General features: G+C 62.5%; 28 protein-coding genes. 14 read left to right on the top strand and 14 right to left on the bottom strand.

What is annotated here, in order from left to right:
• Positions 1–112 precede the first annotated feature (112 nt).
• The 4 genes from FJV77_RS31155 to dapD form a co-directional block, all read right to left on the bottom strand.
• The gene (locus tag FJV77_RS31155) at positions 113–883 is read right to left on the bottom strand and encodes a hypothetical protein (RefSeq protein WP_142870167.1); all 771 of its coding nucleotides are present in this window, start codon (positions 881–883) and stop codon (positions 113–115) included.
• 21 nt (positions 884–904) lie between these two features.
• Complete coding sequence (locus FJV77_RS31160; RefSeq protein ID WP_142870168.1) at positions 905–1,291, bottom strand: DUF805 domain-containing protein; 387 nt, start codon at positions 1,289–1,291, stop codon at positions 905–907.
• Positions 1,269–1,631, bottom strand: coding sequence for a DUF805 domain-containing protein (locus FJV77_RS31165; RefSeq protein ID WP_142870169.1), 363 nt, complete (start codon positions 1,629–1,631; stop codon positions 1,269–1,271). Before FJV77_RS31165 ends, FJV77_RS31160 begins: the two co-directional genes overlap by 23 nt.
• A gap of 72 nt (positions 1,632–1,703) precedes the next feature.
• A complete protein-coding gene (gene dapD, locus FJV77_RS31170) occupies positions 1,704–2,558 on the bottom strand; it encodes a 2,3,4,5-tetrahydropyridine-2,6-dicarboxylate N-succinyltransferase (protein WP_142870170.1) in 855 nt (284 codons plus the stop codon).
• Between the two features lie 226 nt (positions 2,559–2,784).
• Between dapD and FJV77_RS31175 the strand changes: the two genes are divergently transcribed.
• Positions 2,785–3,630: an LOG family protein gene (locus FJV77_RS31175; RefSeq protein ID WP_142870171.1), complete on the top strand. Its 846-nt coding sequence runs from the start codon at positions 2,785–2,787 to the stop codon at positions 3,628–3,630.
• A gap of 105 nt (positions 3,631–3,735) precedes the next feature.
• Here the strand turns inward: FJV77_RS31175 and FJV77_RS31180 are convergent, their stop codons facing one another.
• Entirely contained in the window at positions 3,736–4,455 is a 720-nt protein-coding gene (locus FJV77_RS31180) for a pyrimidine 5'-nucleotidase (RefSeq protein ID WP_142870172.1), read from the bottom strand.
• Positions 4,456–4,630: 175 nt separating this feature from the next.
• Here FJV77_RS31180 and FJV77_RS31185 point away from each other — a divergent pair, with 175 nt between their 5' ends.
• The 3 genes from FJV77_RS31185 to FJV77_RS31195 all read left to right on the top strand — a co-directional run bounded on the left by FJV77_RS31185 (position 4,631) and on the right by FJV77_RS31195 (position 7,176).
• Positions 4,631–5,392: a GGDEF domain-containing protein gene (locus FJV77_RS31185; RefSeq protein WP_142870173.1), complete on the top strand. Its 762-nt coding sequence runs from the start codon at positions 4,631–4,633 to the stop codon at positions 5,390–5,392.
• A gap of 177 nt (positions 5,393–5,569) precedes the next feature.
• Positions 5,570–5,740, top strand: coding sequence for a hypothetical protein (locus tag FJV77_RS31190; protein WP_142870174.1), 171 nt, complete (start codon positions 5,570–5,572; stop codon positions 5,738–5,740).
• Positions 5,737–7,176 (top strand): GMC family oxidoreductase, encoded by a 1,440-nt coding sequence (locus FJV77_RS31195; RefSeq protein WP_142870175.1) that lies wholly within the window; start codon positions 5,737–5,739, stop codon positions 7,174–7,176. The genes FJV77_RS31190 and FJV77_RS31195 overlap by 4 nt, the downstream gene beginning before the upstream one ends.
• Positions 7,177–7,382: 206 nt before the next feature.
• Here the strand turns inward: FJV77_RS31195 and FJV77_RS32595 are convergent, their stop codons facing one another.
• The gene (locus FJV77_RS32595) at positions 7,383–7,550 is read right to left on the bottom strand and encodes a hypothetical protein (protein ID WP_185970491.1); all 168 of its coding nucleotides are present in this window, start codon (positions 7,548–7,550) and stop codon (positions 7,383–7,385) included.
• A 95-nt stretch (positions 7,551–7,645) separates the two neighbouring features.
• On the opposite strand from FJV77_RS32595, the gene FJV77_RS31200 reads away from it, so the two are divergent.
• The gene (locus FJV77_RS31200) at positions 7,646–8,134 is read left to right on the top strand and encodes a MarR family transcriptional regulator (protein ID WP_142870176.1); all 489 of its coding nucleotides are present in this window, start codon (positions 7,646–7,648) and stop codon (positions 8,132–8,134) included.
• 15 nt (positions 8,135–8,149) lie between these two features.
• Here the strand turns inward: FJV77_RS31200 and phhA are convergent, their stop codons facing one another.
• Positions 8,150–8,986 carry a phenylalanine 4-monooxygenase gene (phhA, locus tag FJV77_RS31205; RefSeq protein ID WP_142870177.1) on the bottom strand — a complete coding sequence of 279 codons (837 nt, stop codon included), beginning with the start codon at positions 8,984–8,986 and terminating at the stop codon, positions 8,150–8,152.
• 140 nt (positions 8,987–9,126) lie between these two features.
• On the opposite strand from phhA, the gene FJV77_RS31210 reads away from it, so the two are divergent.
• The 3 genes from FJV77_RS31210 to FJV77_RS31220 all read left to right on the top strand — a co-directional run bounded on the left by FJV77_RS31210 (position 9,127) and on the right by FJV77_RS31220 (position 11,797).
• Entirely contained in the window at positions 9,127–9,603 is a 477-nt protein-coding gene (locus FJV77_RS31210; protein ID WP_142870178.1) for an Lrp/AsnC family transcriptional regulator, read from the top strand.
• Between the two features lie 112 nt (positions 9,604–9,715).
• Entirely contained in the window at positions 9,716–11,263 is a 1,548-nt protein-coding gene (bchE, locus tag FJV77_RS31215; protein ID WP_142870179.1) for a magnesium-protoporphyrin IX monomethyl ester anaerobic oxidative cyclase, read from the top strand.
• Between the two features lie 135 nt (positions 11,264–11,398).
• The gene (locus tag FJV77_RS31220; RefSeq protein WP_142870180.1) at positions 11,399–11,797 is read left to right on the top strand and encodes a RidA family protein; all 399 of its coding nucleotides are present in this window, start codon (positions 11,399–11,401) and stop codon (positions 11,795–11,797) included.
• A 41-nt stretch (positions 11,798–11,838) separates the two neighbouring features.
• Here the strand turns inward: FJV77_RS31220 and argB are convergent, their stop codons facing one another.
• Entirely contained in the window at positions 11,839–12,732 is an 894-nt protein-coding gene (argB, locus tag FJV77_RS31225; protein ID WP_142870181.1) for an acetylglutamate kinase, read from the bottom strand.
• A 104-nt stretch (positions 12,733–12,836) separates the two neighbouring features.
• The gene (locus FJV77_RS31230) at positions 12,837–13,058 is read right to left on the bottom strand and encodes an amidase family protein (RefSeq protein ID WP_246691440.1); all 222 of its coding nucleotides are present in this window, start codon (positions 13,056–13,058) and stop codon (positions 12,837–12,839) included.
• A 149-nt stretch (positions 13,059–13,207) separates the two neighbouring features.
• Between FJV77_RS31230 and FJV77_RS31235 the strand changes: the two genes are divergently transcribed.
• From FJV77_RS31235 to FJV77_RS31255, 5 genes are all read left to right on the top strand, one after another.
• On the top strand, positions 13,208–13,747 hold the full coding sequence (locus FJV77_RS31235) for a sigma-70 family RNA polymerase sigma factor (protein ID WP_142870182.1): 540 nt from the start codon (positions 13,208–13,210) through the stop codon (positions 13,745–13,747).
• On the top strand, positions 13,744–14,469 hold the full coding sequence (locus tag FJV77_RS31240) for an anti-sigma factor (protein WP_142870183.1): 726 nt from the start codon (positions 13,744–13,746) through the stop codon (positions 14,467–14,469). The genes FJV77_RS31235 and FJV77_RS31240 overlap by 4 nt, the downstream gene beginning before the upstream one ends.
• Positions 14,470–14,691: 222 nt before the next feature.
• Positions 14,692–15,249 (top strand): fasciclin domain-containing protein, encoded by a 558-nt coding sequence (locus FJV77_RS31245; protein WP_142870184.1) that lies wholly within the window; start codon positions 14,692–14,694, stop codon positions 15,247–15,249.
• 215 nt (positions 15,250–15,464) lie between these two features.
• On the top strand, positions 15,465–15,965 hold the full coding sequence (gene msrB / locus FJV77_RS31250; RefSeq protein ID WP_142870185.1) for a peptide-methionine (R)-S-oxide reductase MsrB: 501 nt from the start codon (positions 15,465–15,467) through the stop codon (positions 15,963–15,965).
• A 154-nt stretch (positions 15,966–16,119) separates the two neighbouring features.
• Positions 16,120–17,676, top strand: a complete 1,557-nt coding sequence (locus FJV77_RS31255) for an FAD-dependent monooxygenase (RefSeq protein ID WP_142870186.1) — start codon at positions 16,120–16,122, stop codon at positions 17,674–17,676.
• 78 nt (positions 17,677–17,754) lie between these two features.
• On the opposite strand, the gene FJV77_RS31260 is transcribed toward FJV77_RS31255, so the two are convergent.
• Positions 17,755–19,311, bottom strand: a complete 1,557-nt coding sequence (locus FJV77_RS31260) for a DHA2 family efflux MFS transporter permease subunit (protein ID WP_246691442.1) — start codon at positions 19,309–19,311, stop codon at positions 17,755–17,757.
• Positions 19,312–19,378: 67 nt separating this feature from the next.
• Positions 19,379–20,563 carry an HlyD family secretion protein gene (locus FJV77_RS31265; RefSeq protein WP_142870188.1) on the bottom strand — a complete coding sequence of 395 codons (1,185 nt, stop codon included), beginning with the start codon at positions 20,561–20,563 and terminating at the stop codon, positions 19,379–19,381.
• Between the two features lie 147 nt (positions 20,564–20,710).
• Here FJV77_RS31265 and FJV77_RS31270 point away from each other — a divergent pair, with 147 nt between their 5' ends.
• On the top strand, positions 20,711–21,442 hold the full coding sequence (locus tag FJV77_RS31270; protein ID WP_142870189.1) for a TetR/AcrR family transcriptional regulator: 732 nt from the start codon (positions 20,711–20,713) through the stop codon (positions 21,440–21,442).
• Between the two features lie 14 nt (positions 21,443–21,456).
• Here FJV77_RS31270 and yihA read toward each other — a convergent pair whose 3' ends face one another.
• From yihA to FJV77_RS31285, 3 genes are all read right to left on the bottom strand, one after another.
• Complete coding sequence (gene yihA, locus FJV77_RS31275) at positions 21,457–22,116, bottom strand: ribosome biogenesis GTP-binding protein YihA/YsxC (protein ID WP_142870190.1); 660 nt, start codon at positions 22,114–22,116, stop codon at positions 21,457–21,459.
• Entirely contained in the window at positions 22,113–22,751 is a 639-nt protein-coding gene (locus FJV77_RS31280; protein ID WP_142870191.1) for a CatB-related O-acetyltransferase, read from the bottom strand. The genes yihA and FJV77_RS31280 overlap by 4 nt, the downstream gene beginning before the upstream one ends.
• 307 nt (positions 22,752–23,058) lie before the next feature.
• Entirely contained in the window at positions 23,059–23,625 is a 567-nt protein-coding gene (locus tag FJV77_RS31285; protein WP_142870192.1) for a fasciclin domain-containing protein, read from the bottom strand.
• Positions 23,626–24,020: the final 395 nt, after the last annotated feature.

A 24,020-nucleotide genomic window follows, 5' to 3' on the forward strand; every position in this document is an offset into this window, starting at 1 on the left:
GTCTCCTTTCAACCGCAATGAATCACGAACTCAAACCAAGGAGAATCCTGAATCCTTTAAAAGGCGACAGGCTTTAGGGCCTGGACAAAGCAGGCACGCCGCCACCGCTGCGTCACGACTTTGGCGCGCGCCTCGGAGCCGGCGCTTTGCTCGCCGGGCTTGGCGCCGGCAGTGGCTGCACCGCCGGATGGTTTTCGATCAGCGTGATCTTCTGCCAGATCTTGCGCGACAGGTTGGATGCCAGGTTCTCGACGTCGTTGACGCCGTCGATGACCACATCGTCATTGACCGACTGCGCGAACAGCGCCGCGATCTTGCCGGTGATCGACAGCATTTCCGAGCAATAGTCGAGATAGCGCGCGAGGTCCGCGGCGTTGGTGATACGCGCCGGCGAATGCGCGGTCGGCCTGAAACTGGCAGACAATGCGGCCGGATCCTTGGTCAGCTGGTGCATGTCGATGACATGGATCAGCGACCTCAGCCCATGCAGCTGGCGAAACACCCGCTTGCGCTTGATGCGCTCTTCGGTGCGGATCAGCGCCAGCAGGCCGAGCACGGCAAGGATGATCATGTTGATCGTGGCTTCGATGCCTTGCACCGACTGCACCGCGTCGTCCGCCTGCGAGATATGGATGAGCGGCAGGATGGTGCCGACGAACAGGAAGATCAGCGCACCGGCAAGTACGGCGGCGACGATGGCGCCGCGCAGCCACCAGATCGGCGCTTCGAGCGCCTGCGCCGCCTTGGCCAGGTCGCGCGACAGCGACACCAGTTCGGCGGCGACGCCGCGCAGGCCCGCCTCGGGAAAACGCTCGGCGACGCGCCCTTCCAGCCGCTCGGCGGTGTCGATGATCAGTTTCGGATCAAGCGTGCGGTAGCGCATGGCGAGATATCCGGTCGGCCCTCAGGCTTGTGCGGGAGAATTGGTGTGCCGGCCGTAGCGATTGGGTCCGGGGTCGCTTCTGAAGCAGGCTAGAATGAGAAGAAGAATCGGGCCGATGATGAGAGAGATCAACGCGTAGTAAGTCGGCTTGCCGAAATCATGGAAACGCTTTGCCGTGACCGCGAAGCTCGACCAGGTCGAAATCAGCACAACGGTCCAGAACACAGTGGCCCACACCTGGCTATTTGCGGTGCCGGGCTCCAGTCTGGCAAACTGGTAAAGCGGGAAAAACTGGGCAAGCAGCAAAAGCAGGCCGGCCAGCGCATACGCACCGGGGCTGACGCGGCCTGAGGTTTTGAAGAAAAGCCAAATGAGGTCTGTTTTTTCAGGCAAGCGGGTCCGGTCCATATTGATTGGCGCCTCGAGTGCCTTCGAGAATGCCGCATTCCACGATGAACCAGATGGCACCAATAAAAGGCACAAACAGGATCAGGGTCCACCACCCCGACTTGTTGCGATCATGCCAACGCTTGGCATAAACCGCGAGGGCGAAATAGATCGAGGCCAGCGAAACGATGATGCCGATGATACCGATCTCGGCGCCGCGGCCGAGATCCATGCGTGTGCCCAGGATCGAGTCCAGGATCAAGGCGACGACGCCGATCACGAAAAAAACACCGATCGCCGCCCAGAACTTGGCGCGATTAATGCGGCCGTCAAAGCTGGTCAGAAGGTATTTCCAGTCCATGTCACCCCTCCATGCTGAATCGGCGCGACGGAATGTCGCCCCGGCGGAAGGTGCGTCCGTTTGCGAAAAAGATCAATCGCGCAGCAATTCGTTGATCGAGGTCTTGGAACGGGTCTTGGCGTCGACGCGCTTGACGATGACGGCGCAGTAGAGGCCAGGTCCCGGCTCGTTGTTCGGAAAGGCCTTGCCCGGCATCGAGCCGGCAACGACGACGGAATTGGGCGGCACTTCGCCGTAAAAGACCTCGCCGGTGGCGCGGTCGACGATCTTGGTCGACTGGCCGATGAACACGCCCATGCCGAGCACCGAGCCCTCGCGCACGATGCAGCCCTCGACCACTTCCGAGCGCGCGCCGATGAAGCAATTGTCCTCGATGATGGTCGGGCCGGCCTGCATAGGCTCCAGCACGCCGCCAATACCGACGCCGCCCGACAGATGCACGTTCTTGCCGATCTGGGCGCAGGAGCCGACCGAGGCCCAGGTGTCGACCATGGTGCCGCTGTCGACATAGGCGCCGACATTGACGAAGGACGGCATCAGCACCGCGCCCGGCGCGACATAGGCCGAACGGCGCACGATCGACGACGGCACGGCGCGGAAGCCGGCCTTCTCGAAATCGACAGCGCTCCAGCCGTCGAACTTCGACGCCACCTTGTCCCACCACACGGCCTGGCCCGGGCCACCCTTGATGATCTCCATGGGATAGAGCCGGAAGGAGAGCAGCACCGCCTTCTTCAGCCACTGGTTGACATGCCACTTGCCGTCGGCCTGGCGCTCGGCGACGCGCACCGTGCCGCGGTCGAGCAAGTCGAGCGAGGACTGGATGGCGTCGCGCGTTTCGCCGCGGGTCGCGGTCGAAATCGTGTCGCGCTCCTCGAAGGCCTTCTCGATGGCCTTTTCGAGGCTCGCCAGATCAGGCTTCGACATGTATTTGCTCCGTTACCACGCTGTTAAGGCCATCGCCTTAACCTGTTTTGAAAATCGCGCGGACCCCTGGCAGGCTTTGCCTGCCTAGGTCTTTGCATGTAGCAGGTTCTTGTCGCAAAACCGCCGAACACTTTTGCGGAACCTGCTTATGTTAAGGCGTATTGGGGGTCAATCGCGCGTGCGCCACGGGACGGCGCAAGTGAACTGTTGGGACGGATAAAAGCATATGACTCCTATGGAAAAGGCGGGGTGGACGCCGCTACCGCATTCGGACGAGGATCTGGAGCGCTCGAAAAGCGTGCCCGACACGCCGCAGACGCGTGCCGACACCTACCGTCTCGCCTGGAACGATCCCGACTTCATGACGCGTCGCGAATTGCGTGCGGTGCGGTTGCAGCTGGAACTGTTGAAGCCTGAAATGATCCTGGCCGAGCGCGGCATCCGATCGACGGTGATCCTGTTCGGTGGCGCGCGCATTCCCGAGCCCGGCGGCGAGGCCTGGGCGGCCAAGAACGAGACGCAGAAGAAGAACCTCGAGCAAAATAGCAAATATTACGAGGAGGCGCGCAAATTCGCCCGCCTCTGCGCTCAGCAGTCGGCCACGTCCTATTATCGCGAATTCGTCGTCGTCACCGGCGGCGGGCCAGGCGTCATGGAAGCGGGAAATCGCGGCGCCCACGATGTCGGCGCGCCGTCGATCGGCCTCAACATCGTCTTGCCGCACGAGCAGGCGCCGAACGCCTATGTGACGCCGGAGTTGTGCTTCAACTTCCACTATTTCGCCATCCGCAAGATGCACTTCGTCATGCGCGCCAAGGCCGTCGCGGTGTTTCCGGGCGGCTTCGGCACCATGGATGAGTTCTTCGAGACGCTGACGCTGATCCAGACCGGCCGAATGGAGCGCGTGCCGGTGATCCTGTTCGGCAAGGCGTTCTGGAAAAGGGCGATCGATCTCGATTTCCTGGCCGAACAGGGCACTATCACGCCCGGTGACCAGGACATCATCGACTTCGTCGACACCGCCGACGAAGCGTGGGGGATTATCAGCCGGTTCTACAAGTTAGGGGAGTAGGGTTGGTGGGGAATTGGAGAATTGGAGAACTGGGGAATTGAAGAACTGAAGAATTGAGGAAAAAGGGGGCCGGATCGTTCCTCAGTTCCTCAGTTCCTCAATTCCTCAGTTCTCCAATTCCTCTACCCCCTCCACAATCGCCGTGAGAAACGTCGCAAGGTCGTCGGTGACGAAATCGACGTCGTCCTCATTGGCCGGGTCGCGTTCCCAGATCTCGGCAAAGGTCGGCTCGAAATTGCGCGGCACTACCAGCACCGTGGTCATGCCCAGCGATTTCGGCACCTCCAGATTGCGGGCGAGATCCTCGAACATCACTGCATTGTGGCCGGTGACGGAGTGCAGTTCGGCAAACTTCTCGTAGGTCTGGCGCGACGGCTTCGGCGTCAGTCCGGCGGCGACGATGTCGAAGATATCGTCGAAATGGTCGAGTATGCCGAGTTGGCGCGCGGTGCGCTCGGCGTGCCTGCGATCGCCATTGGTGAAGATGAACTTGCGCCCGGGAAGCTGGCGGATGGCGGTGCCGAGCACCGGATCGGGCACCAGCCACGAATAGTCGATATCGTGCACCTTTTCGAGGAAGTCGTCGGGGTCGATGCCGTGGCGCGTCATCAGACCGTTCAGCGTCGTGCCATATTCGAGATAGAGCTCCTTCTGCAGCTTGCGCGCCTCGTCACGCGGCAGCGTCAGCAATTCTCCGATATAAGCCGTCATCTTGACGTCGATCTGCGAAAACAGATTCGAATGGTGCGGATAGAGCGTGTTGTCGAGGTCGAACACCCAGTCGGTGACATGGGCAAAGCGGGCAGGATCGGGCGACGTGGTCATGGCGTCCTTATGGCACGAAACATCTGCCGTTCGAACCCCTTTCTGATGGCAGGCTTATCCACAACCTATACGCATCTAGAGTTGTAAAAATGGGCTCACCATTCAAATTTTAGCCATCGCCGAAAGGTGGCCTTCAGGGCTTGCTGGCACAGAGACGGTTCAGTGGGAGCAAGCGATGAGTCGCATACTTTTAAAGTCCGCCGCTGTCGCGTTCGGCTCGGTAGCCGTCTCGCTTTTGCTGACGCTTATTGTCGTTCCCGCCATGGGTTTTCCGGTCAGTCGCACCATCTGGCTGACGTCGACGGTGTGCCCGCTGGCGCTCGCCTGGATCGCCTGCGCCAACACCTTCTGGCAGAGCGACAGACTGAAAGGCGCGCATCGCGACCTTGCCCGCGCGCATGCCCAGCTCGCCGCCGCGCACCGGCGCCTGTCGGAGAAGGCAAGCCGCGACGACATGACCGGCATGCTCAACCGCGAGAGCTTCTTTGCCGCGCTCGACGGCTCGCGGCGTAAATCCGATCGCGGCGCGCTGCTGATCATCGACGCCGACCATTTCAAGGCGATCAACGACAGCTTCGGCCATCTGACCGGCGATGACGCGCTGCTGCTGATCGCCAGCGCCATCGAGCGTGGCGTGCGCAGCGGCGACGTGCTTGGCCGCATCGGCGGCGAGGAGTTCGGCGCCTTCCTGGTCGGCGCCACCGGCGCGGAGGCCAGGCGCGTCGCCGAGCGCATCCGCCGCGAAGTCGAGCTGATCCGCTTCCGCCCGGTCGACGAGCGGACTGTGCCGCTGACCGTCAGCATTGGCGGCATCACCTGCGGTGAGGATGCCAATGTTTCGGAACTGATGCGCGCTGCCGACCTCCGGCTCTACGAGGCCAAGCACCGTGGCCGCAATTTGTCGATCCTCGACCGGGACATTTCCGAGGCCGCCTGAGGCTCGCGCTCATGCTCGCTAAGGATTTGCTAACATCGTTGTCACGCAACCACGCCGTTTACCCGGTTGTAAGCTGTTTACCGGCTAGGACTGGCACGGAAATGGCCTGTCTGGCCGGCACGTGTGCCGTTCAGGGAACGCCATGCGTGGATCGAAGCCCCCATCGAGAGACGTGTCATGAGCTTCTTCATCAAGAAAATATCGCGCCGCACCATCGTGCAGGCGCTGATTGCGATGCCGGCGTTACAGCTATTTCGCAAGCTGCCTGACAGCGACCGCCCCCATGCCGACCCTGACGAGATCGTCGAGGTCAATGGCTGGATCCTGAAGCGGAGCGACCTGGCATGATCTTCGACAGTTATGAGGCGTATGGCGCCTCGGATTTCACACCCAGGGTCTGTATCCTCGGCTCAGGCCCTGCCGGCACCACCATCGCCAGGAAGCTTGGCGCCGCCGGCATTCCGGTCGTGGTGCTGGAAGCCGGCTCGCGCGAATTCAGCGACGAATCGCAGGATTTCTACCGCGGCACCACGGTCGGCGATCACTATTTCGACCTCGATATCACCCGGCTGCGCTTCATGGGCGGCTCGTCGAACCACTGGGCCGGCTGGTGCCGGGTGCTCGACAGCCAGGATTTCGAGCCCAAGGCGTGGGCGCCGGACACCGGCTGGCCGATCAGCCGCGCCGACATCGAGCCCTATCTGAGTGAGGTGCATGACATCCTCGAGCTTCCGGACTTCCGTCCCGATGTGCCGATTTCGGACGACATACGCTGGGTGCAGCTGATCAAGAGCCCGGCCGTGAGCTTTGGCGAGAAATTCGCCGACGAACTCGACAAGAGCAAGACCATCGCCGTCGTGCTTAACACCTATGCCACCGAACTTGCCGGCGACGGCAAGCGGGTGACTGGCGCCAGGCTATGGTCGAACGGCCAGGATGCCGGCACCTTCAGCGCCGATTATTTCATCGTCTGCACCGGCGGGCTGGAGAATTCGCGGCTGCTTCTATGGTCGAACCAGCGCTCGAACGGCGGCGTGGTGCCGAACGCCGCCGCACTTGGCCGCTACTGGATGGAGCATCCGACTTTCGAGGGCGGCAATGCCATCCTGGCCGACTACAGCGAGTTCGAGGTCGACGCCGTCAACGAGGCCTTCTTCTCGCCGACGCTTGCCGCCATGGAGCGGCTGCAGATCATGAATTTCGGCATCCGCCTGATCGAGACGCCCTATGCCGGCGTCAAGAGCCTGATTGCCGACCTCGCCTGCACCGCGCCCGACGCCGCTGAGTGGGTAGCCTACCAACTCAGCCAGAATCTGCGCTGCGCCGCCCAGCTCTACGTCGCCTGGGAACAGGCGCCGCTGGCTTCGAACCGGATCGAACTGTCGAAGACCGATGTCGACCATGCCGGCGTGCCGCGCATTGAACTGCACTGGAAGAAGTCGCCGCTGGAGCGCCGCACCATCCTTGAGGGGCTCAAACTGTTCGGCACGACGCTGATCGAGAAGGACCTCGGCCGCGTCCGCATCATGGACTGGCTTGCCAATGGCCAGGACTACCCAACCGATGAGGAACTGGCAGGCCACCACCATATGGGCGGCACGCGCATGGGCACGGATGTGACCAAGAGCGTGGTCGACGCCAACTGCAAGGTGCACGGCATGGACAATCTCTATGTCGGCGGCTCCTCGGTGTTCTGCACCTCCGGCGAATGCAACCCGACGACGACGATCACCGCGCTTGCCTGCCGGCTGGGTGATCATCTCAGCAAGATCATCACCGTGTGACGCAGTCATCACGGTGTGACGAAGTCATCACCGCCTGACCGCCAAAAAGCGGATGGCGCCGACAGGATTGCTGCCGGCGCCGCCCTGGCGCGCCTTTGGGTGGGTTCTGATCTGGCCGGGACCAGGATCCTTGAAAGCCGGTTTTCAGAAGGATCACGCTCAAGCGGAAGATAAAGGCATCCCGAGCCCATCGGATGGAACAGCCTTTAGAGACCGTAGACGGCGACCCGCACGAGCACAGCCGCGGCGGCCAATGCCACCAGCAGGATGCCGAGGCCGATGGGCGAGCCCCAGCCGTACCATTTCATCGCCATCTCGGCGTATTTGTACTCTTCCTCATGGGAGAGCGGCGCGCGCTGTTGAATCAAGCTCATTTTTCACTCCTTGTCGGCGGCAGAGTCCTTGCTATGTCCGGGCTGGAGCCGCATATTGATGCAATGGTCTAAATGTTAGACAGATTGATAGTTAGATGATCGAAGTAAATTCGTCAAGCCAGAATCGCGAGGATATGACGACGGCCATCGGCCTGACCATCATGCAGTGGCAAGACGCGACGCAGGCCTATGATGAAGCAGTGGGGGCAAGGCTTGGATTGAATATGGCCGAACGCCATTGCATCGGGCTGCTTTACGGCGGCCCGCAATCGGCCGGCGCCATCGCGATCGCAACCGGCCTGACGCCGGCCGCCGTGACCGCGCTGATCGACCGGCTGGAAGCGCGCGGGCTTTTGACCCGGACGCGCAGTCTCGAGGACAGGCGCAAGGTGGTGATCGAGGCGACCGAGGCGACGCGCGAGCTGTCGGCGCGCTACTACGGCGCCATCGCGCGGGAAGGCGAGAAAGTCGTCGCCACCTTCAGCGACGCGGAACTGGCCACCATATCGCGCTTCGTCCACGCCGCACTCGACCTGCAACGCGATCAGCTGGCGCGACTGAAGGCCGAGGGGCCGGACGCCTGAGAGCGGCCCCGGGAGCTAGACTGTCGCCGGGTCGAGCGCGGGCTGCCCCTTGCGGCGGGCAACGATCGCCTTGAAATCGGCGGTCCGGAACGCATCGCGCAACACGTCGAACGACGGCAGCACGAAATAGGCGCGCTGAAATTTGTCGATCTCGTAGCCGGTGCGCATCACCGTTTCGAGGTCGAAAGGCACATGGTGCGCATCCTTGCTGTCGACGGCGAACTGCAATTCGGTGAAGGACGACATCAGCCCGGCGCCGAAAGCTTTCAGCGGCTGACCCTTCTCCTGCATCAGGCCATATTCGGCGGTGTACCAGTAAAGGCGGGTAATCATCTCGTCGCCGCCCAGCGCAATCACGCTCTCGGCCTTCTCGCCATACATCTGCATGAAATCGGCGAACACCGGCTGCGTCAGGATGGGAACATGGCCGAAGAAGTCGTGGAACATGTCCGGCTCGACGATGTAGTCGAGTTCTTCCTTGGTGCGCAGCCAGTTGGTTACCGGAAAACGCCGATTGGCGAGATGGTCGAAGAAAGGCGCGGCCGGAATGAGGCCGGGCACGGCGACGATTTCCCAGCCGGTCAGCTTGCGCAGCTTCTCGCTGACCGCGCCGAAATCCGGGATCCTGTCGAGCAGGCCGAGCGTGGCGACGCCGTCGAGATAGGAGTGGTGCGCCAGTTTCTGGGTCAGCTTGGTCTGGCGATCGCACAGCGTGCGCCACACCGCCTGTTCCTTGGCGCTGTAGTCATAGCCTTGCGCTACGGTGAAGTCGGACCGGCACACCGAATAGTCGCCGCGCAGGCCTTGGGCCGCGCAATCACGGGCATACTCGGCAACGCTCATCGTCGTCATGGTTCTTCTCCCCTGATCATGACACTTCGAATCTGTTCGCTGAATCTAGCGGCAGCCGGCGAGGCAATTCAGCTTTGATGATGGCTTGGAGGAAGGATTTGAGGTAAAAGTCACCACACGAAAGCTGAAGGAGAGTGAAAATGCCTCAGTTTGACGATTTCGAGATCAAGATGCTCGACGTCCTGCAGCGCGACGGGAGAAAACCCGTATCCGAACTGGCGCAGGAGATCGGCCTGTCGACGACGCCATGCGCGCGCCGCTTCGAGGCGCTGCAGGCGGCCGGCATCATCAAGGGCTTCGCCGCCGTGCTCAGCCGCCGCGCCGTCGGCCTGATGGTCGAGGTGTTCATCGAGGTGCGGCTGGTGAGCCACAGCGACGGTTCGCCAGAAACCTTCATCGCCGCCGTGCAACGCATGGACGAGGTATCCTCGTGCTGGACGATGACCGGCGAACACGATTTCCTGCTGCATGTCATGGTGCCGTCTGTCGACGAGCTCAACGCCTTCGTCATGCACCGGCTGATGCGGCTCGCCGGCGTGCGCGACGTCCACACGCAACTGGTGCTGCAGAACATCAAGGGCCCCGGCCACGTGCCGCTGGCGCATCTGCGGCGCTGAACACGGCCGTCGCCATTTCTGCCGAAAAGCTGCACGCAAACTGCTGAACGGAGCCCAATTGCCGATCTGAAACGCCGGCTACGCCATGCGGACCGATTTGCTGAGGTCCGTCATGAACATCGTGCTGATCAATCCGCCGCACACCGCCATCGGCAGCCGCGTGCCTGACGACCATCTGCCGCCGCTCGGTTTTTTGGCAATTGGTGGCCCGCTGCTCGACGCCGGCCATGAGGTGCGGTTGGTCGATGCCGAATTCGGGCCGATGCGACTGGACACGCTTGTACGCGATGCTTTGAGCGGCCAGCCCGACTGCATCCTGATCGGCCATTCCGGCTCGACCTCGGCGCATCCGACCGCATTTGCCATCGCGCGCACGGTCAAGGCGCTCGAGCCGGCGACGCTGGTGATCTATGGCGGCGTGTTCCCGACGTATCACTGGCGCGACATACTGGCGGCAACGGATGTTTTCGACTTCATCGTGCGCGGCGAGGGCGAGGCGACCATCGTTGCCCTCACCGAAGCGCTGGACAAGCGCCGTCCGTTGACCGAAGTCGCCGGCGTCGCCTATCGCGACGATCTGGGCCGTCCCTTCGCGACGCGTCCGGCCGGCACCATCGCAACCCTCGACGACTATCGCGTCGGCTGGGAGCTGATCGACCATCGCCGCTACAGCTATTGGGGCGGCAAGCGCGCCGTGGTCATGCAGTTTTCCAGGGGCTGCCCGCATCTGTGCAATTATTGCGGCCAGCGCGGTTTCTGGACCCGCTGGCGGCATCGCGATCCCAAGAAATTTGCCCAAGAGATCGCCTGGCTGCACCGCGAACACGGCGTCGAACTGATCAACCTCGCCGACGAAAACCCGACAGTCTCGAAGAAGGCATGGCGCGCTTTTCTCGACGCGCTGATCGCCGAGGACGTACCGGTGCTGATCGTCGGCTCGACCCGCGCCGACGACATCGTGCGTGACGCCGACATCCTGCATCTCTACCGCAAGGCCGGCGTCATCCGCTGGTTGCTCGGCATGGAAAACACTGACGAACAGACACTTCAATTGATCCGCAAGGGCGGCAGCACCTCATCCGACCGCGAGGCAATCCGGCTGCTGCGCCAGCACGGCATCCTGTCGATGGCGACCTGGGTTGCCGGCTTCGAGGACGAGACCTTTCGCGATTTATGGCGCGGCTTCCGCCAGCTGCTTGCCTATGACCCCGACCAGATCCAGGCGCTCTATGTCACCCCGCATCGCTGGACGCCGTTCTTCCGCATCGCCAGGGACCGCAAGGTGATCCAGACCGACGCCCGGCTGTGGGACTACAAGCACCAGGTGCTGCGGATGACCCGGCTGAAACCGTGGATGCTGTTCTTCTCGGTCAAGCTGATCGAGGTCGCGGTGCAGTCCCGGCCGAAGGCATTGGCGCGCATCCTGTTCCATCCCGATCCCGTACAACGCCACTCGATGCGCTGGTACACGCAGATGGGCCGCCGCGTCTGGTTCCGCGAGGTCTGGGGCTTTTTGGCCCTGGACCGCCGCCTCAAGGACGGCCCGACGCTCGCCGAATTCTGGGGCGCGCCGCAGGACGCCGAAGAAGAATCGATGATCGTCGTGCGCCCGCCGCGCAAGCCGGCCGAAGCGGTTGCTGCGATCTCGCACGGCGCCTGACTGGCCTCGCTGCCATTTCACAAATATACGTGACGTATGCGTATTGACATACGCGACGTATGCACCCATCTCAGGCATACGGGGCGTATGTGGATTGTCCGGAGATCCGGTCTGGCACGTCTGAATGGAGTTAAAATGACCAAACGTGACGCGATATTCCCTGCCGGTCGGCAGGCTCTCTACGAGATCAACCGCTATTCGGCGGCGATCCGCTCGGGCGACTTCCTGTTCGTCTCGGGCCAGGTCGGCAGCCGCGAGGACGGCTCGCCCGAGCCGGTGTTTGAAAAGCAGGTCCAGCTTGCCTTCGACAATCTCGCGGCGGTGCTGAAAGCAGCAGGCTGCACGTTCGACGACATTGTCGACGTGACCACCTTCCACACCGATCCGGCCGCTCAGTGGGGAGCGATCGATGCCGTGCGGCTGAAGGTGTTCGGCGAACCGCCCTATACCAACTGGACGGCAGTCGGCGTCAATTGGTTAGCCGGCTTCGACTTCGAGATAAAGGTCATCGCCCGGCTACCGCAAACCGACTGATAGACTGGCTGCCTGATCGGCTGGCTGCGGCCAGCTACGGTTCAGGGCACGATCAGCGTGCCGGCGCCGTGTTCGGTGAACAGTTCGAGCAGCACCGAATGCGGCGTCTTGCCGTTGAGAATGACGACGCCTTCTACGCCCCGTTCGATTGCCTCGATGCAGGTTTCGACCTTGGGGATCATGCCGCCCGACACCGTGCCGTCCTTGATCAGCGCCTTGGCCTCGGCCACGGTCAGTTCGTCGATCAGCTTCTTGTTCTTGTCGAGCACGCCGGGCACGTCGGTCAGGAACAAAAGGCGCGTCGCCTGGCAGGCGCCGGCAATGGCGCCGGCAAAAGTGTCGGCATTGATGTTGTAGGTATGGCCGTCGCGGCCGGGCGCCACCGGCGCCAGCACCGGGATCATTTCGGAGCGCGCCAGCAGGTCGAGCAGCGTGCGGTCGACCTCGACCGGCTCGCCGACGAAGCCGAGATCAAGCACCCGCTCGATGTTGGAGTCCGGGTCGATCATGGTCTTGCGCGCCTTTTCGGCAAACACCATGTTGCCGTCCTTGCCGCACAGGCCGATCGCCCATTCGCCCTCGGCGTTGATCAGCGCCACGATCTCCTTGTTGATCGAGCCGGCCAGCACCATCTCGACGATCTCGACCGTCTTCTGGTCAGTAACGCGCAAACCGCCTTCGAACTTCGATTCGATTCCCATTTTGGAAAGCATGGCGCCGATCTGCGGCCCGCCACCATGCACGACGATCGGGTTGACGCCGGATTGTTTCAGCAGCGCGATGTCGCGGGCGAAGGCCTTGCCCAGTTCGATATCGCCCATGGCATGGCCGCCATATTTCACCACCACCGTCTTGTTCTCGTAGCGCTGCATATAGGGAAGCGCCCGCGACAGCAGGGCGGCCTGCATTTCGGCGGTGGCGGCGATGTCCGTCATCGGTATCGATCCCAGCTTGGTGTGAACGGCGGCGTCTTAGCGGGAATTGGCGCGGGTCGCAAACAGCTTTGCTGTCATAATGATGAAATCTGGAGACTTCGGATCTAGCCCGGCACCTTCAGCGGCGCCCGCCGCTTGAGCCAGCCTGAAATCTTTTCCATCTGCGCGGCCAGCGACAAAAGCGTCTCTTCGTCGCCGGGACGGCCGACGGCCTGGATGCCGAGCGGCAAGCCGGCATCGGTAACGTGGACAGGCAGTGCGATCGACGGCTGGCCGCTGACATTCTGTATCGTCGGCCAATGGGTGAACCACAGGCTCTTGTCCATCAATTGCCCGAGAAGCGGCTTGAGGCTAAAGATAGCGGATTTCCTTGGCAACAAACCGACAATTACTGACGATCCGGCCGGGACGACGTTTGCGTTGAGAACAACAATTCTGCCTTTGCAAATAAATCGCAATCGCCTAGCTTGTCGGCATGACGCCGCAGGACATCTCTACACTGATTGTCCGGACTTCGATGAAGGATCGGGCCGCGTTCGATCTGCTCTACCGGCAGACCAGCGCGAAACTTTTCGGCGTGTGCCTTCGTGTATTGAGGGATCGCGGAGATGCGGAAGAAGCGCTGCAGGAAGTCTTCGTCAAAGTGTGGACGAAGGCGGATCGGTTCGTCGTTTCTGATCTCAGCCCAATCTCCTGGCTGGTAGCCATAGCGCGCAATCATGCGATTGATCGCATCCGATCGCGGCGCAAGCCTGCTGCCGATATCGATGCCGCGCTCGACGTGGCTGACCCGGGTCCGGGGCCTGAGGCCATGGTTGTTGCGGGCGGCGAATCCGAGCGCATCTACCAGTGCCTCGAAGAGTTGGAACAAGACCGGGCGCAGGCCGTCCGGGGGGCTTATTTGAACGGCGAAAGTTACGCCGACCTGGCGGAACGTCACAAGGTTCCGCTGAACACGATGCGGACATGGCTGCGGCGCAGCCTGTTGAAACTTAGAGAATGTCTGGAAAGATGACGCTCGCAGAAGAAAATGGACCGGAACGTGGAGGCGACGACCTGCTCGCAGCCGAATACGTTCTCGGTGTGCTGCCGGCGGACGAACGCCAGATAGCCTCCGGACGTATCGACGCGGAGACCGGGTTCGCTCGTCTCGTCGATTCCTGGGAGGTTCACCTTTCGCCGATGGCCGCCGCCTATGCGGAAGTCGAGCCGCCGGCCACCGTCAAGCCGGCTATTGATCGCCGGCTGTTTTCCTCCACCGCAGCGTCGACTACTGCGGCGCCGAGCGGCAGCCTTTGGGCGAGCCTTGCCTTCTGGCGCGGCCTCACCGCAGCGGCTCTCGCGGCGCTGGTGCTCTACGTCGCCGTGCCTTACGTCAGGCCGCCGGTCGTCGTGCCGCAGGAGCGCCTTGTCGCGTCTCTGGCTGCCGATGGCAGCGATGTCAAATACCTCGTCGTCTACGACGCCGCACGCCGCGATGTCGGCCTGTCGCTGGTGTCGGGCGAACGCGCCGCCGGCAAGGACTTCGAGCTGTGGATGATCGAAGGCAAGAATGCGCCGGTCTCGATGGGCGTCATTCCCGCCGGCCAGACCGCGCATATCCCGGTTGCCCCGGCCGTGCAGCAGAAGCTGGCGCAAGGCGCCGTGCTCGCCGTCAGCGTCGAGCCGACAGGCGGTTCGCCGACCGGACAGCCGACCGGACCGGTGGTTGCGGCGGGCGATCTGAAGGGTATCTGATAGACCCCAAGGTCATGACGCGATCATAAGAACAGCGGAAGTATATCTTCACTGTTTTCGTTTTGGGCGCAGTGGTGAAAATTAACAATTCGATCCCCGAAAATTTAATTCCCCGACAAAATAAATAACAATTTTTCCAGACGCGCGGAAACTCAAGCAGTTTTGTTCCGTATCTCCTCATGTTCCGAAAGAGGAACCAATAACCCGAGGAGTTCAAACATTATGCGTAGAATCGCCACCCTTTTGCTCGCCGGTACCATTGCCGTCTCCGCCCTCGCCACCGCTGCCTATGCCGAGAATCCGATGGTTGGCGGCGCCGCCATGTTCGCCAACAAGAACATCGTCGAGAACGCCGTCAATTCGAAGGATCACACCACGCTGGTCGCGGCCGTCAAGGCTGCCGGCCTGGTCGAGACGTTGCAGGGCGCCGGCCCGTTCACCGTCTTCGCGCCGACCAATGACGCCTTTGCAGCCCTTCCGGCCGGCACGGTCGAGACGCTGCTCAAGCCCGAAAACAAGGACAAGCTCACCAAGATCCTGACCTGTCACGTCGTCGGCGCCAAGGCGATGGGCGCGGATGTCGCCGCGATGGCCAAGGCCGACGGCGGCACCCACAAGGTCAAGACGGTCGGCGGCTGCGAGCTGTCGCTAAAGGCCGATGGCGGCAAGGTCACCGTCACCGACGAGAACGGCAATGTCGCCAATGTGACAATCGCCGATGTCGAGCAGTCCAACGGCGTCATCCACGTCATCGACAAGGTTCTGCTGCCGAAGATGTAACAAAACGCCTGCCGCCGACGAACAGTTGGTCAAGGCTCCCTGCAGATTGCACGGCCCGCGCCCGGTGGGCCGCGCAAACGACCGAGCGCTCCATCCCGTCCGCTACAAGCGCGGAGCCGGTGTGGAGCGTTCGTTTGCAGAGGCCACCGTCACCGGCTTTTGATTTTCCAGTGGCGGCCAGATTTGGCAAAACAACCTGCAGGAGGATTTCTCTCATGAACCGTCGAGATTTGCTTTTGAGCGGCGCCGCCATCGCTGCAGTGGCCGGCGCGGCGGCAACGTTGCGCATGGGCGGAACCCAGACCGCCAGGGCAGCCGAAACTTTCGAGGTCACCAAGACCGACGCCGAGTGGCACGCCATCCTGTCCGACGAAGCCTTCAACGTGCTGCGCAAGGAAGGCACTGAGTATCCCGGCACCAGCCCGCTGCTCAATGAGCACCGCAAGGGAATTTTCGCCTGCGCCGGCTGCGACCTGCCGGTCTATCCCTCGGAGACCAAGTTCGATTCCGGCACCGGCTGGCCGAGCTTCTGGCAGGAGATTGCCAACGCCGTCGGCAAGACCGAGGACCGTTCGCTCGGCATGACCCGCACCGAGGTCCACTGCCGCCGCTGCGGCGGCCATCTCGGCCATGTCTTCGACGACGGCCCGGCGCCGACCGGCCTGCGCCACTGCATCAACGGCGTCGCGCTCAGCTTCAAGCCGGCCACTGCCTGACCGTTCAGCATCTCTTGGCGATGTCGGGAATTTGGGAGGCGGCGTGACAACCGCCTACTACCTTTGAAATGGGGCGAAAACCCTTAATTTCAAGAATTGGCAGACGGCTTTTTATGCGTAGATTCCGCAGCCCTTGATGAGAGGGCCAGAACCTATGCAACGAACTGAAGAACGGGCTCGCCAAGGCGAGCGCAAATCGTCCGGCCGTGCTGATGCCGACCGGTCGCAAGTCTCCCATCCCGTGGTGATCGTCGGAGGCGGGCCGACCGGACTGATGCTGGCCGGCGAGCTTTCCTTGGCCGGCATAGATGCCGCCATCGTCGAGCGGCGCGTTGGACAGGAGCTCGACGGGTTGCGCTCCGGCGGCCTGCACGCACGAACCATCGAGATATTCGACCAGCGCGGCATTGCCGACCGGTTTCTGGCGCAAGGGCGGACTGCCCAGGTCGCGGGCTTTGCCGGCGTTTCGCTCGATATCAGCGACTTTCCCACCCGCCACAATTACGGGCTCGCTTTGTGGCAGAAGCATATTGAGCGCATCCTTGCCGACTGGGTCGAGGAGCTTGGCGTCACGATCCACCGTCGCTGCGAGGTGACGGCTTTCGTGCAGGATAACAGCGGCGTCGATGTCGCGCTCAGCGATGGCCGGTCGCTTCGTGCCGATTACCTCGTCGGCTGCGACGGCGGCAGAAGCTTCGTGCGCAAGGCATCGGGCATCGAGTTCCCGGGTTCGGATCCGACGACCAGCAACCTGATTGGCGAGGTCGAGGTAACAGAGGAGCCGAACTGGGGCATCCACCGCGATGCTACAGGCATTCATGGTCTCAGCAGACTGGACGACGGGACGGTGCGGGTGATGGTGACCGAACGCGAGGTCGGGGCTGTCGCGCCGCCCGTGCTGCGCGATCTGAGCGACGCGCTCATTGCCGTCTACGGCACCGATTATGGCGTCCACAATCCCGCATCGTTGTCCCGTTTCACCGATATGGTCCGGCAGGCAGCGTCATACCGCCAGGGGCGGGTGCTGCTGGCGGGCGACGCCGCCCACGTGCATCCGCCGGACGGCGGACAGGGCATGCAGCTTGGCGTGCAGGACGCGGTCAATCTGGGATGGAAGCTCGCCCAGGTGGTCAGGAAAACGGCGCCGGAAAGCCTGCTTGATACTTATCAGGCCGAGCGTCATCCGGTTGCCGCGCGTGTGTTGAAAAACACCATGGCGGCGGTCGTGCTGCGTCGTGAAGACGAGCGCATAAAGGCGCTGCGAGACATGGTATCCGATCTTCTCGCCATGGAAGAGCCGCGCAAGCGTTTTGCGGGCATGATGTCCGGCCTGGACATCCGCTACGATCTCGGCGAGGGCCACGAATTGCTGGGACGTCGCATGCCGGATCTCGACCTTGTCACCGCCGACGGGCCACTGCGGGTCTTTGCGCTGCTGCACGATGCGCGACCGTTGCTGCTCAACTTCGGCCAGCCGGGCGCTTTCGACATCGGCCCATGGGCGGATCGGGTTCGCCCGTTCGACGCCAGCTATGATGGTGCATGGGAGCTGCCTGTGCTGGGTTCGGTCGAAGCTCCCGGCGCCGTACTGGTTCGGCCCGACGGTTATGTGGCCTGGGTCGGTGGCCCGACATCGGCGGGACTGGCCGACGCGTTGACAAGATGGTTCGGCCCACCGGGGCCACCACAAAGAGCAATTGAAAGCGATTGATGCTTAAGCATGACCCCGGAAATCGGGGGTGATTTCCGGGGTCATGTATGAGGGCGCCAGGCGGGGGGTCCGGCGCGCTCAATGGCCTCCGCCGCCACCGCCCGCAGGCGGCGCCGGCTTGGAGATGACCATGGTGAAAACAGCCATGATCGCGAACAGGGCGGTCAGCATGGTGAACACGTCCATGAACGACAGCAGCGACGCCTGCTGGTGGGCCATGCCCGACAGTTTGGAGATCGCCGCCTTGGTGGCGTCGAGCCCAGGCGTCTGCTGGAAGTCGAGCGTCATGTTCTGCAGCTTCTGCTGGGCCGCGGCACTGCCCCATTCGACATGCTCGGCCAGCCTTGCATAGTGGAACGCGCTGCGATCGATCAGCACGGTGTTGATGATGGCAAGGCCGACGGCGCCGCCGAGGTTGCGGGTCAGGTTGAACAGGCCCGATGCGTTCTTCAGCCGGTCCGGCGGCAGGGTGCCGAGCGCGATGTTGTTGATCGGCACCATGCACAGCATCATCGAACAGCCGCGCAGGATCTGCGGGATGAGCAGCTCGTAGAAATCCCAGTCGGCCGTCAGATGCGTCATCCACCAGGTGCCGGCGGCAAAGCCGAGCAGTCCGATCATCATCATGACGCGCAAATCCATCTTGCTCGACAGGATGCCGGAAATCGGCGCGGTGACGAACATCGCCAGGCCGCTGACGAACAGCGCCTCGCCGATCATCAAGGAATCGTAGCCGCGGATGCGCCCCAGGAACACCGGATAGAGATAGGTGAGCCCATAGAGGCCGATGCCGATGACGAAGGAGAACAGCGAGCCGAAGGCGAAATTGATGTTGGTGAAGGCCCTGAGATCGACGATCGGTTCCTCGGCGGTGAAGGCGCGCCAGAAGAACAGCACCGCACCGACAACCATGATGATAGCGCAGATCAACACTGCCTGTTCCTGCAGCCAGTCATGGTTCGGACCTTCCTCGAGCACATATTCCATGCAGCCGAGAAAAGCCGCCATGCCGGCAAGGCCCCACCAGTCGAACTTGCTGAACAGGCCGAGATTGGGCTTGTCGAAGTCGATCAGCGACCAGGTCGCGGCCGTCACCAGAATGCCGGGCACGACATTGACCAGGAACAGCCAGTGCCACGACAGGGCATGGCTGATATAGCCGCCGACGGTCGGGCCGATGGTCGGCGCCAGCGTTGCCACCAGGCCGATCATCGGCGACACCATGGCGCGGCGCGACGGCGGGAAGATGGTGAAGGCGGCGGCGAAGACGCTCGGGATCATGCCGCCGCCGATAAAGCCCTGGATGGCTCGGTAGACGATCATCTGGTCGATGTTGGTGGCGGTCGCCGCCAGCGCGCTTGCCGCCGTGAAGCCCGCCGCGGCGCCTGCAAACAGCACGCGCGTCGACAGCATCCGGCTGAGGAAGCCGGACAGCGGGATCATCACGACCTCGGCGATCAGATAGGCGGTCTGCACCCACGGGATTTCATCGGAACTGGCGCTCAGGCCGGCCTGGATCTCGGCCAGCGAGGCCGAGACGATCTGGATGTCGAGGATCGCCATGAACATGCCGAACACCATCGCCAGGAAGGCGATGAGGCGGCGCGTCGAGATGGTGGTCGGCACCGCCGGCATGGCAGGTGCCGGCACGGCTCCGGCAGTGATGGTTGCGGTTGCCATGGCGTTCTCTCCCGGCGGCCGCTCAGTTCGCCGCGGCCGGAGCCGTGCGGCTGTCGACGGCGACGATGACGCTGAGGCCGGCGCGTAGCCTGCCCGCCTTCAGCACATCGGCCGGCACTTCGATGCGAACCGGGACGCGCTGCACCACCTTGGTGAAGTTGCCGGTGGCGTTTTCCGGCGGCAGCAGCGAGAACACCGCGCCCGAAGCCGGCGCCAGCGACGACACCGTGCCTTCGAAATCATGGCCGTCCGTGGCGTCGACCGAGATCCGCACCTTCTCGCCGGGCACCAGCTTGGCCAGCTGCGTCTCCTTGAAGTTGGCGACGATATAGAGCTTGTCCATCGGCACCACGACGGCGAGCTTCTGGCCGGGGCTGACGAGGTCGCCCTGCTCGACCGAGCGGTTGCCGACAACGCCGTCATAAGGCGCCTTGAGCACCGTGAAGGACAGATCGCGCGCTGCCTTGTCGCGGCTCAGCTGCAGCGAGGCCAGCGTGCTGGCCGATTCGGCGCGCTGCGCCTCGAACACACCGATATTGGCCTGTGCGGCGGCGATCTGCGCATCGGCGCCGACAAGGGCTGCATTGGCCTGGTCGAGAGCGGTCTGGGCGTCGTCGAGCTGTGCCTGCGTGCCGACCCGCGTCTTGACCAGCTGCGCGGCGCGCTGCTGGGCGCGGGCGGCGTTGTCGGCGGCTGCCTGGTCGGCGACCTTCTGCGCCTGCGCCTGTTGCAGCGAAGCCTGCGCCGCCCTGGTCTGCGCATCGATGCGGTCGAGCGTCTTGGTCAGCGTGGCGATCTGCGCCTCGGCCTGGGCGACCGCAATCTTGTAGTCGCCGTCATCGATGGTCAGCAGCGGGTCGCCGGCCTTGACCTGTTGGTTCTCGGTGACCTCGACCTTATCGACATAGCCGGAAATCTTCGGCGACACGAACGACATGTCGGCCTGGACATAGGCGTCGTCGGTCGAGACCAGGAACCGGCCGTCGGTCCAGTAGTTATAGCCATACCAGGCGCCGGCGCTCAGCAGCGCAAGCCCGACAATCGGCAGCATCAGCGAGCGTGCCGATCGCTTCTTCTTGGCGGGGGTCTCGGCCAGAACTTCGGCGGCAGGCTTGGGAGGCGCTTCCGGAGCTTCGATGACCGGCGACACCTTGGCAGTTGGGAAAGGCCGGACTTCGGCGGTCGTGGTTGGGGTGTTCGAGGACATGATATCTCGCTACTGTCGCTATATAAGGAAATCGTGTTATACTGAACCGTTCGGTTCGATGTGGACGTTGACATAGCGTTAAAGTGGGCCCATATCAAGAGGCAATCGAACCGGTCGGTTCGAATTATTTTGCGAGGTGTGACTTTGATGGCCGATACGCTACCCGATGCTGACATTGACCTGTGCGATGCGCTGGACAGTGCGCGTCGCGGCCGCCCGGCAGCGGGCCAGGATCCGGTCAAGCGCAGCCAGATCATCGAGGGTGCCCGTCGCGTGTTCATCGACAAGGGCTTCGAAGCGGCGTCGATGAACGATATCACCCGCGAGGCCGGCGTCTCGAAGGGCACGATCTATGTCTACTTCGCCAACAAGGAAGAGCTGTTCGAGGCGCTGATCGAGGAAGAGCGCGGCACCATCTTCAAGAACATGTACGACATGCTCGACCGCGCCGACGACCTGCGCCAGACGCTGGTGAAGTTCGGCAAGGTGCTGTCGATGAAGATCACCTCGGCCAAGGTGATCCAGGCGCAGCGCACGGTCATCGGCGCTTCCGACAGGATACCCGACATGGGCGCGCGGTTTTATGAGCGCGGCCCCAAACGCGGCCACGACAGGGTGGCGCAGTTCCTCAATGCCGCCGTCGACCGTGGCCTGCTCAAGATTGAGGATGTCGATCTTGCCGCCTATCAGTTCACCGAACTGTGCCTGGCCGGCCTGTTTCGCCAGTGCATCTTCGCCTACCGCACCAAGGCGCCGAGCCAGGATGAAATCGACCACATCGTCAGGTCGGGCGTCGACGTGTTCCTGAAGTACTACGGCACCGAACAGCTTGCCGAGGAAGAAAGCCACCAGCTGATCGCCCTGGAGGCGAAGCCCTAGTCTAGTCGGCTTGTTCAGCCGCCATTGGCGGCCAGCACGATCGCCGCGCGTAATTCCTCGAGACCCTCGCCCTTTTCCGATGATGTGGCGAGCACGAACGGAAACGCCGCCGGCCGCTTCTTGATTTTCAGCAGCGTCTCCTCGATCAGCCTCGGCACGCCCGCCGCTTTGATCTTGTCGGTCTTGGTCAGCACGATCTGGTAGGACACCGCCGCCTTGTCGAGCAGCGACAGCACTTCGTCGTCCTTGGCCTTGATGCCGTGGCGGGCATCGATCAGCACATAGACGCGCTTCAGCGTCACGCGGCCCTTGAGATAGTCGAAGACCAGCTTGGTCCAGTCGTCGACCTTTTCCTTCGGCGCGCTGGCGTAGCCGTAGCCCGGCATGTCGACCAGCGCCATTGGCGGCAGGTCGGTGCCTTCGCCGGAAAACCCGCCCGGCACGAAATAGTTGAGCTCCTGCGTGCGCCCCGGCGTGTTTGAGGTGCGCGCCAGCCCGTTGTGGCCGACCAGTGCATTGATCAGCGACGACTTGCCGACATTGGAGCGGCCGGCAAAGGCGATTTCCGGCGGCCCTTCCGGCGGCAGGAATTTCATCGCCGGCACGCCGCGGATGAATATCCACCCTTTGGTGAACAGCTCGACGCCGATGTCAGTATTGCCCAACGCGTTCAAACCGCTGCCTCCAGCCTGGAAATATCGGCGCCCCTGATGGCATTGAGGTTGCGGCCGATCTTGTCCACGGGCCAGTTCCACCATGCCACTGAAAGCAGTCGCCGCGCGGTCCTGTCGTCGAAGCGCATCTTCACCACCTTTGCCGCATTGCCGGCGACAATCGCATAGGCCGGCACGTCATGCGTCACCACCGATTTCGCCGCCACGATGGCGCCATGGCCGATCGACACGCCGGGCATGATCACCGCATCCATGCCGATCCATACATCATTGCCGACCATCGTGTCGCCGCGCACTTCCTGAGACCACGTTTTCGGATCGAAGCCGTGCTCCCAGCCATGGCCGAAAATGTTGAACGGATAGGTCGAGAAGCCGGACATCGCATGGTTGGCGCCGTTCATGATGAAACGCGCCCCTTCGGCGATGGCGCAGAACTTGCCGATGATGAGCTTATCGCCGATGAATGGATAGTGATGCAGCACGCACCGCTCGGCGAATTTGTCCGGCCCGTCCGGATCGTCATAATAGGTGAAGTCGCCGATCTCGATATTCGGCGCACTGACTAGCGGCTTCAGGAAGCCGACGCGGGTGTGCATCGGGATCGGGTGCTTGATGTCTGGGTTGGGTCCGTCCATGGCGAGGTCCGTCGAAGAGTGGCAGCCGGGTGCGTGCGCCGTTCAAAATAGCGTGATCCGCCCTATAGCACCAATCGTCCGATGAGCGAGCCCCGCAAGGCTTCGATGTTCATGTGGTCGCGCGGCAGTTAGCGATCCGTCGACCACAGCGTAACGCGTCCAAAACCAAACCGGGGCCCTGCGAAGGACAAGCAGGACCCCGGTCGTGTCGAAGGCGGCTTCCGCAACACATGGCACCTCGTTACGAGGCGGGATGGCAAGCCGAGAAAGCCTTAACGACTTGCCGTGATCCCGTTACCGGAAGCCGTTACTTCGGCAACAGCACCTTGTTGACGACGTGGATGACGCCGTTCGACTGGTTGACGTCGGCGATCGTCACCTTGGCGGCGCCGCCGGATTCGTCGACGATGTAGAGCGATCCGCCCTTGACCTCGGCGGTCAGCGTGTCGCCGGAAACGGTCTTCATTTCATACTTGCCGCCCATCGCCGTGGCCTTGGTCATCATGTCCTTGGCCGAGATCTTGCCGGCAACGACGTGCGCGGTCAGGATCTTGGTCAGCTTGTCCTTGTTCTCCGGCTTCACCAGCGTGGCGACGGTGCCGGCCGGCAGCTTCTTGAAGGCGGAATCGGTCGGCGCGAACACGGTGAACGGACCGGCGCCCTGCAGCGTGTCGACAAGACCGGCGGCCTTGACGGCTGCCACCAGGGTCTTGTGGATCGGCGAGTTGACCGCATTCTCGACGATGTTCTTCGTGGTCGACATCGCGGCGCCGCCGACGGCGGGGTTGGCGAATGTGTAGACGGTCGTGGCGGTGAGGCCGGAAGCCGCGAGGACGGCCGAGATGCAGAGAGCTTTGAGGATGGACTGTGCCATTGGAGAACCCTTCCGTTGCGACAATTGTTGATTCGATTGTCGGGGAGAGTTACGCGGCGGCGGAAGGAAAGTTTCGAAAACGGGTGTAAAAAATATAATAGAAACAAATACTTACGAGGTATGTCGGCTTACCCGGCACCAACGGCCCCGCGACCTAAGTCACGAGGATGCGGCTCCAGCGAAACACTTTTCGAATGAGGGGTGATCCGTCGTTAACGTCCTGGGGGATACAGGATGAGACACGTCGTTCACGTGCTTCAAGTTTCGCGCCTCACGGGAACGTGATGCCCGTGTCGCCCAACAAAAAGCCCCGGACGAGTGAACTGACCCCGTAAAGTTGGACGGTTCATTGAGCTGGTAGATTTAAGGGCTGGGTCCTGTATTGCACAGGGGCC

The organism is Mesorhizobium sp. WSM4306, assembly GCF_007003975.1.
Lineage (GTDB): Bacteria > Pseudomonadota > Alphaproteobacteria > Rhizobiales > Rhizobiaceae > Mesorhizobium.

Bases quoted from the DNA above. Each gene is read 5' to 3' on its own strand.
- FJV77_RS31155 (WP_142870167.1), bottom strand. From the start codon at position 883: ATGCGCTACCGCACGCTTGATCCGAAACTGATCATCGACACCGCCGAG.
- FJV77_RS31160 (WP_142870168.1), bottom strand. From the start codon at position 1,291: ATGGACCGGACCCGCTTGCCTGAAAAAACAGACCTCATTTGGCTTTTC.
- FJV77_RS31165 (WP_142870169.1), bottom strand. From the start codon at position 1,631: ATGGACTGGAAATACCTTCTGACCAGCTTTGACGGCCGCATTAATCGC.
- dapD (WP_142870170.1), bottom strand. From the start codon at position 2,558: ATGTCGAAGCCTGATCTGGCGAGCCTCGAAAAGGCCATCGAGAAGGCC.
- FJV77_RS31175 (WP_142870171.1), top strand. From the start codon at position 2,785: ATGACTCCTATGGAAAAGGCGGGGTGGACGCCGCTACCGCATTCGGAC.
- FJV77_RS31180 (WP_142870172.1), bottom strand. From the start codon at position 4,455: ATGACCACGTCGCCCGATCCTGCCCGCTTTGCCCATGTCACCGACTGG.
- FJV77_RS31185 (WP_142870173.1), top strand. From the start codon at position 4,631: ATGAGTCGCATACTTTTAAAGTCCGCCGCTGTCGCGTTCGGCTCGGTA.
- FJV77_RS31190 (WP_142870174.1), top strand. From the start codon at position 5,570: ATGAGCTTCTTCATCAAGAAAATATCGCGCCGCACCATCGTGCAGGCG.
- FJV77_RS31195 (WP_142870175.1), top strand. From the start codon at position 5,737: ATGATCTTCGACAGTTATGAGGCGTATGGCGCCTCGGATTTCACACCC.
- FJV77_RS32595 (WP_185970491.1), bottom strand. From the start codon at position 7,550: ATGAGCTTGATTCAACAGCGCGCGCCGCTCTCCCATGAGGAAGAGTAC.
- FJV77_RS31200 (WP_142870176.1), top strand. From the start codon at position 7,646: ATGATCGAAGTAAATTCGTCAAGCCAGAATCGCGAGGATATGACGACG.
- phhA (WP_142870177.1), bottom strand. From the start codon at position 8,986: ATGACGACGATGAGCGTTGCCGAGTATGCCCGTGATTGCGCGGCCCAA.
- FJV77_RS31210 (WP_142870178.1), top strand. From the start codon at position 9,127: ATGCCTCAGTTTGACGATTTCGAGATCAAGATGCTCGACGTCCTGCAG.
- bchE (WP_142870179.1), top strand. From the start codon at position 9,716: ATGAACATCGTGCTGATCAATCCGCCGCACACCGCCATCGGCAGCCGC.
- FJV77_RS31220 (WP_142870180.1), top strand. From the start codon at position 11,399: ATGACCAAACGTGACGCGATATTCCCTGCCGGTCGGCAGGCTCTCTAC.
- argB (WP_142870181.1), bottom strand. From the start codon at position 12,732: ATGACGGACATCGCCGCCACCGCCGAAATGCAGGCCGCCCTGCTGTCG.
- FJV77_RS31230 (WP_246691440.1), bottom strand. From the start codon at position 13,058: ATGGACAAGAGCCTGTGGTTCACCCATTGGCCGACGATACAGAATGTC.
- FJV77_RS31235 (WP_142870182.1), top strand. From the start codon at position 13,208: ATGACGCCGCAGGACATCTCTACACTGATTGTCCGGACTTCGATGAAG.
- FJV77_RS31240 (WP_142870183.1), top strand. From the start codon at position 13,744: ATGACGCTCGCAGAAGAAAATGGACCGGAACGTGGAGGCGACGACCTG.
- FJV77_RS31245 (WP_142870184.1), top strand. From the start codon at position 14,692: ATGCGTAGAATCGCCACCCTTTTGCTCGCCGGTACCATTGCCGTCTCC.
- msrB (WP_142870185.1), top strand. From the start codon at position 15,465: ATGAACCGTCGAGATTTGCTTTTGAGCGGCGCCGCCATCGCTGCAGTG.
- FJV77_RS31255 (WP_142870186.1), top strand. From the start codon at position 16,120: ATGCAACGAACTGAAGAACGGGCTCGCCAAGGCGAGCGCAAATCGTCC.
- FJV77_RS31260 (WP_246691442.1), bottom strand. From the start codon at position 19,311: ATGCCGGCGGTGCCGACCACCATCTCGACGCGCCGCCTCATCGCCTTC.
- FJV77_RS31265 (WP_142870188.1), bottom strand. From the start codon at position 20,563: ATGTCCTCGAACACCCCAACCACGACCGCCGAAGTCCGGCCTTTCCCA.
- FJV77_RS31270 (WP_142870189.1), top strand. From the start codon at position 20,711: ATGGCCGATACGCTACCCGATGCTGACATTGACCTGTGCGATGCGCTG.
- FJV77_RS31280 (WP_142870191.1), bottom strand. From the start codon at position 22,751: ATGGACGGACCCAACCCAGACATCAAGCACCCGATCCCGATGCACACC.
- FJV77_RS31285 (WP_142870192.1), bottom strand. From the start codon at position 23,625: ATGGCACAGTCCATCCTCAAAGCTCTCTGCATCTCGGCCGTCCTCGCG.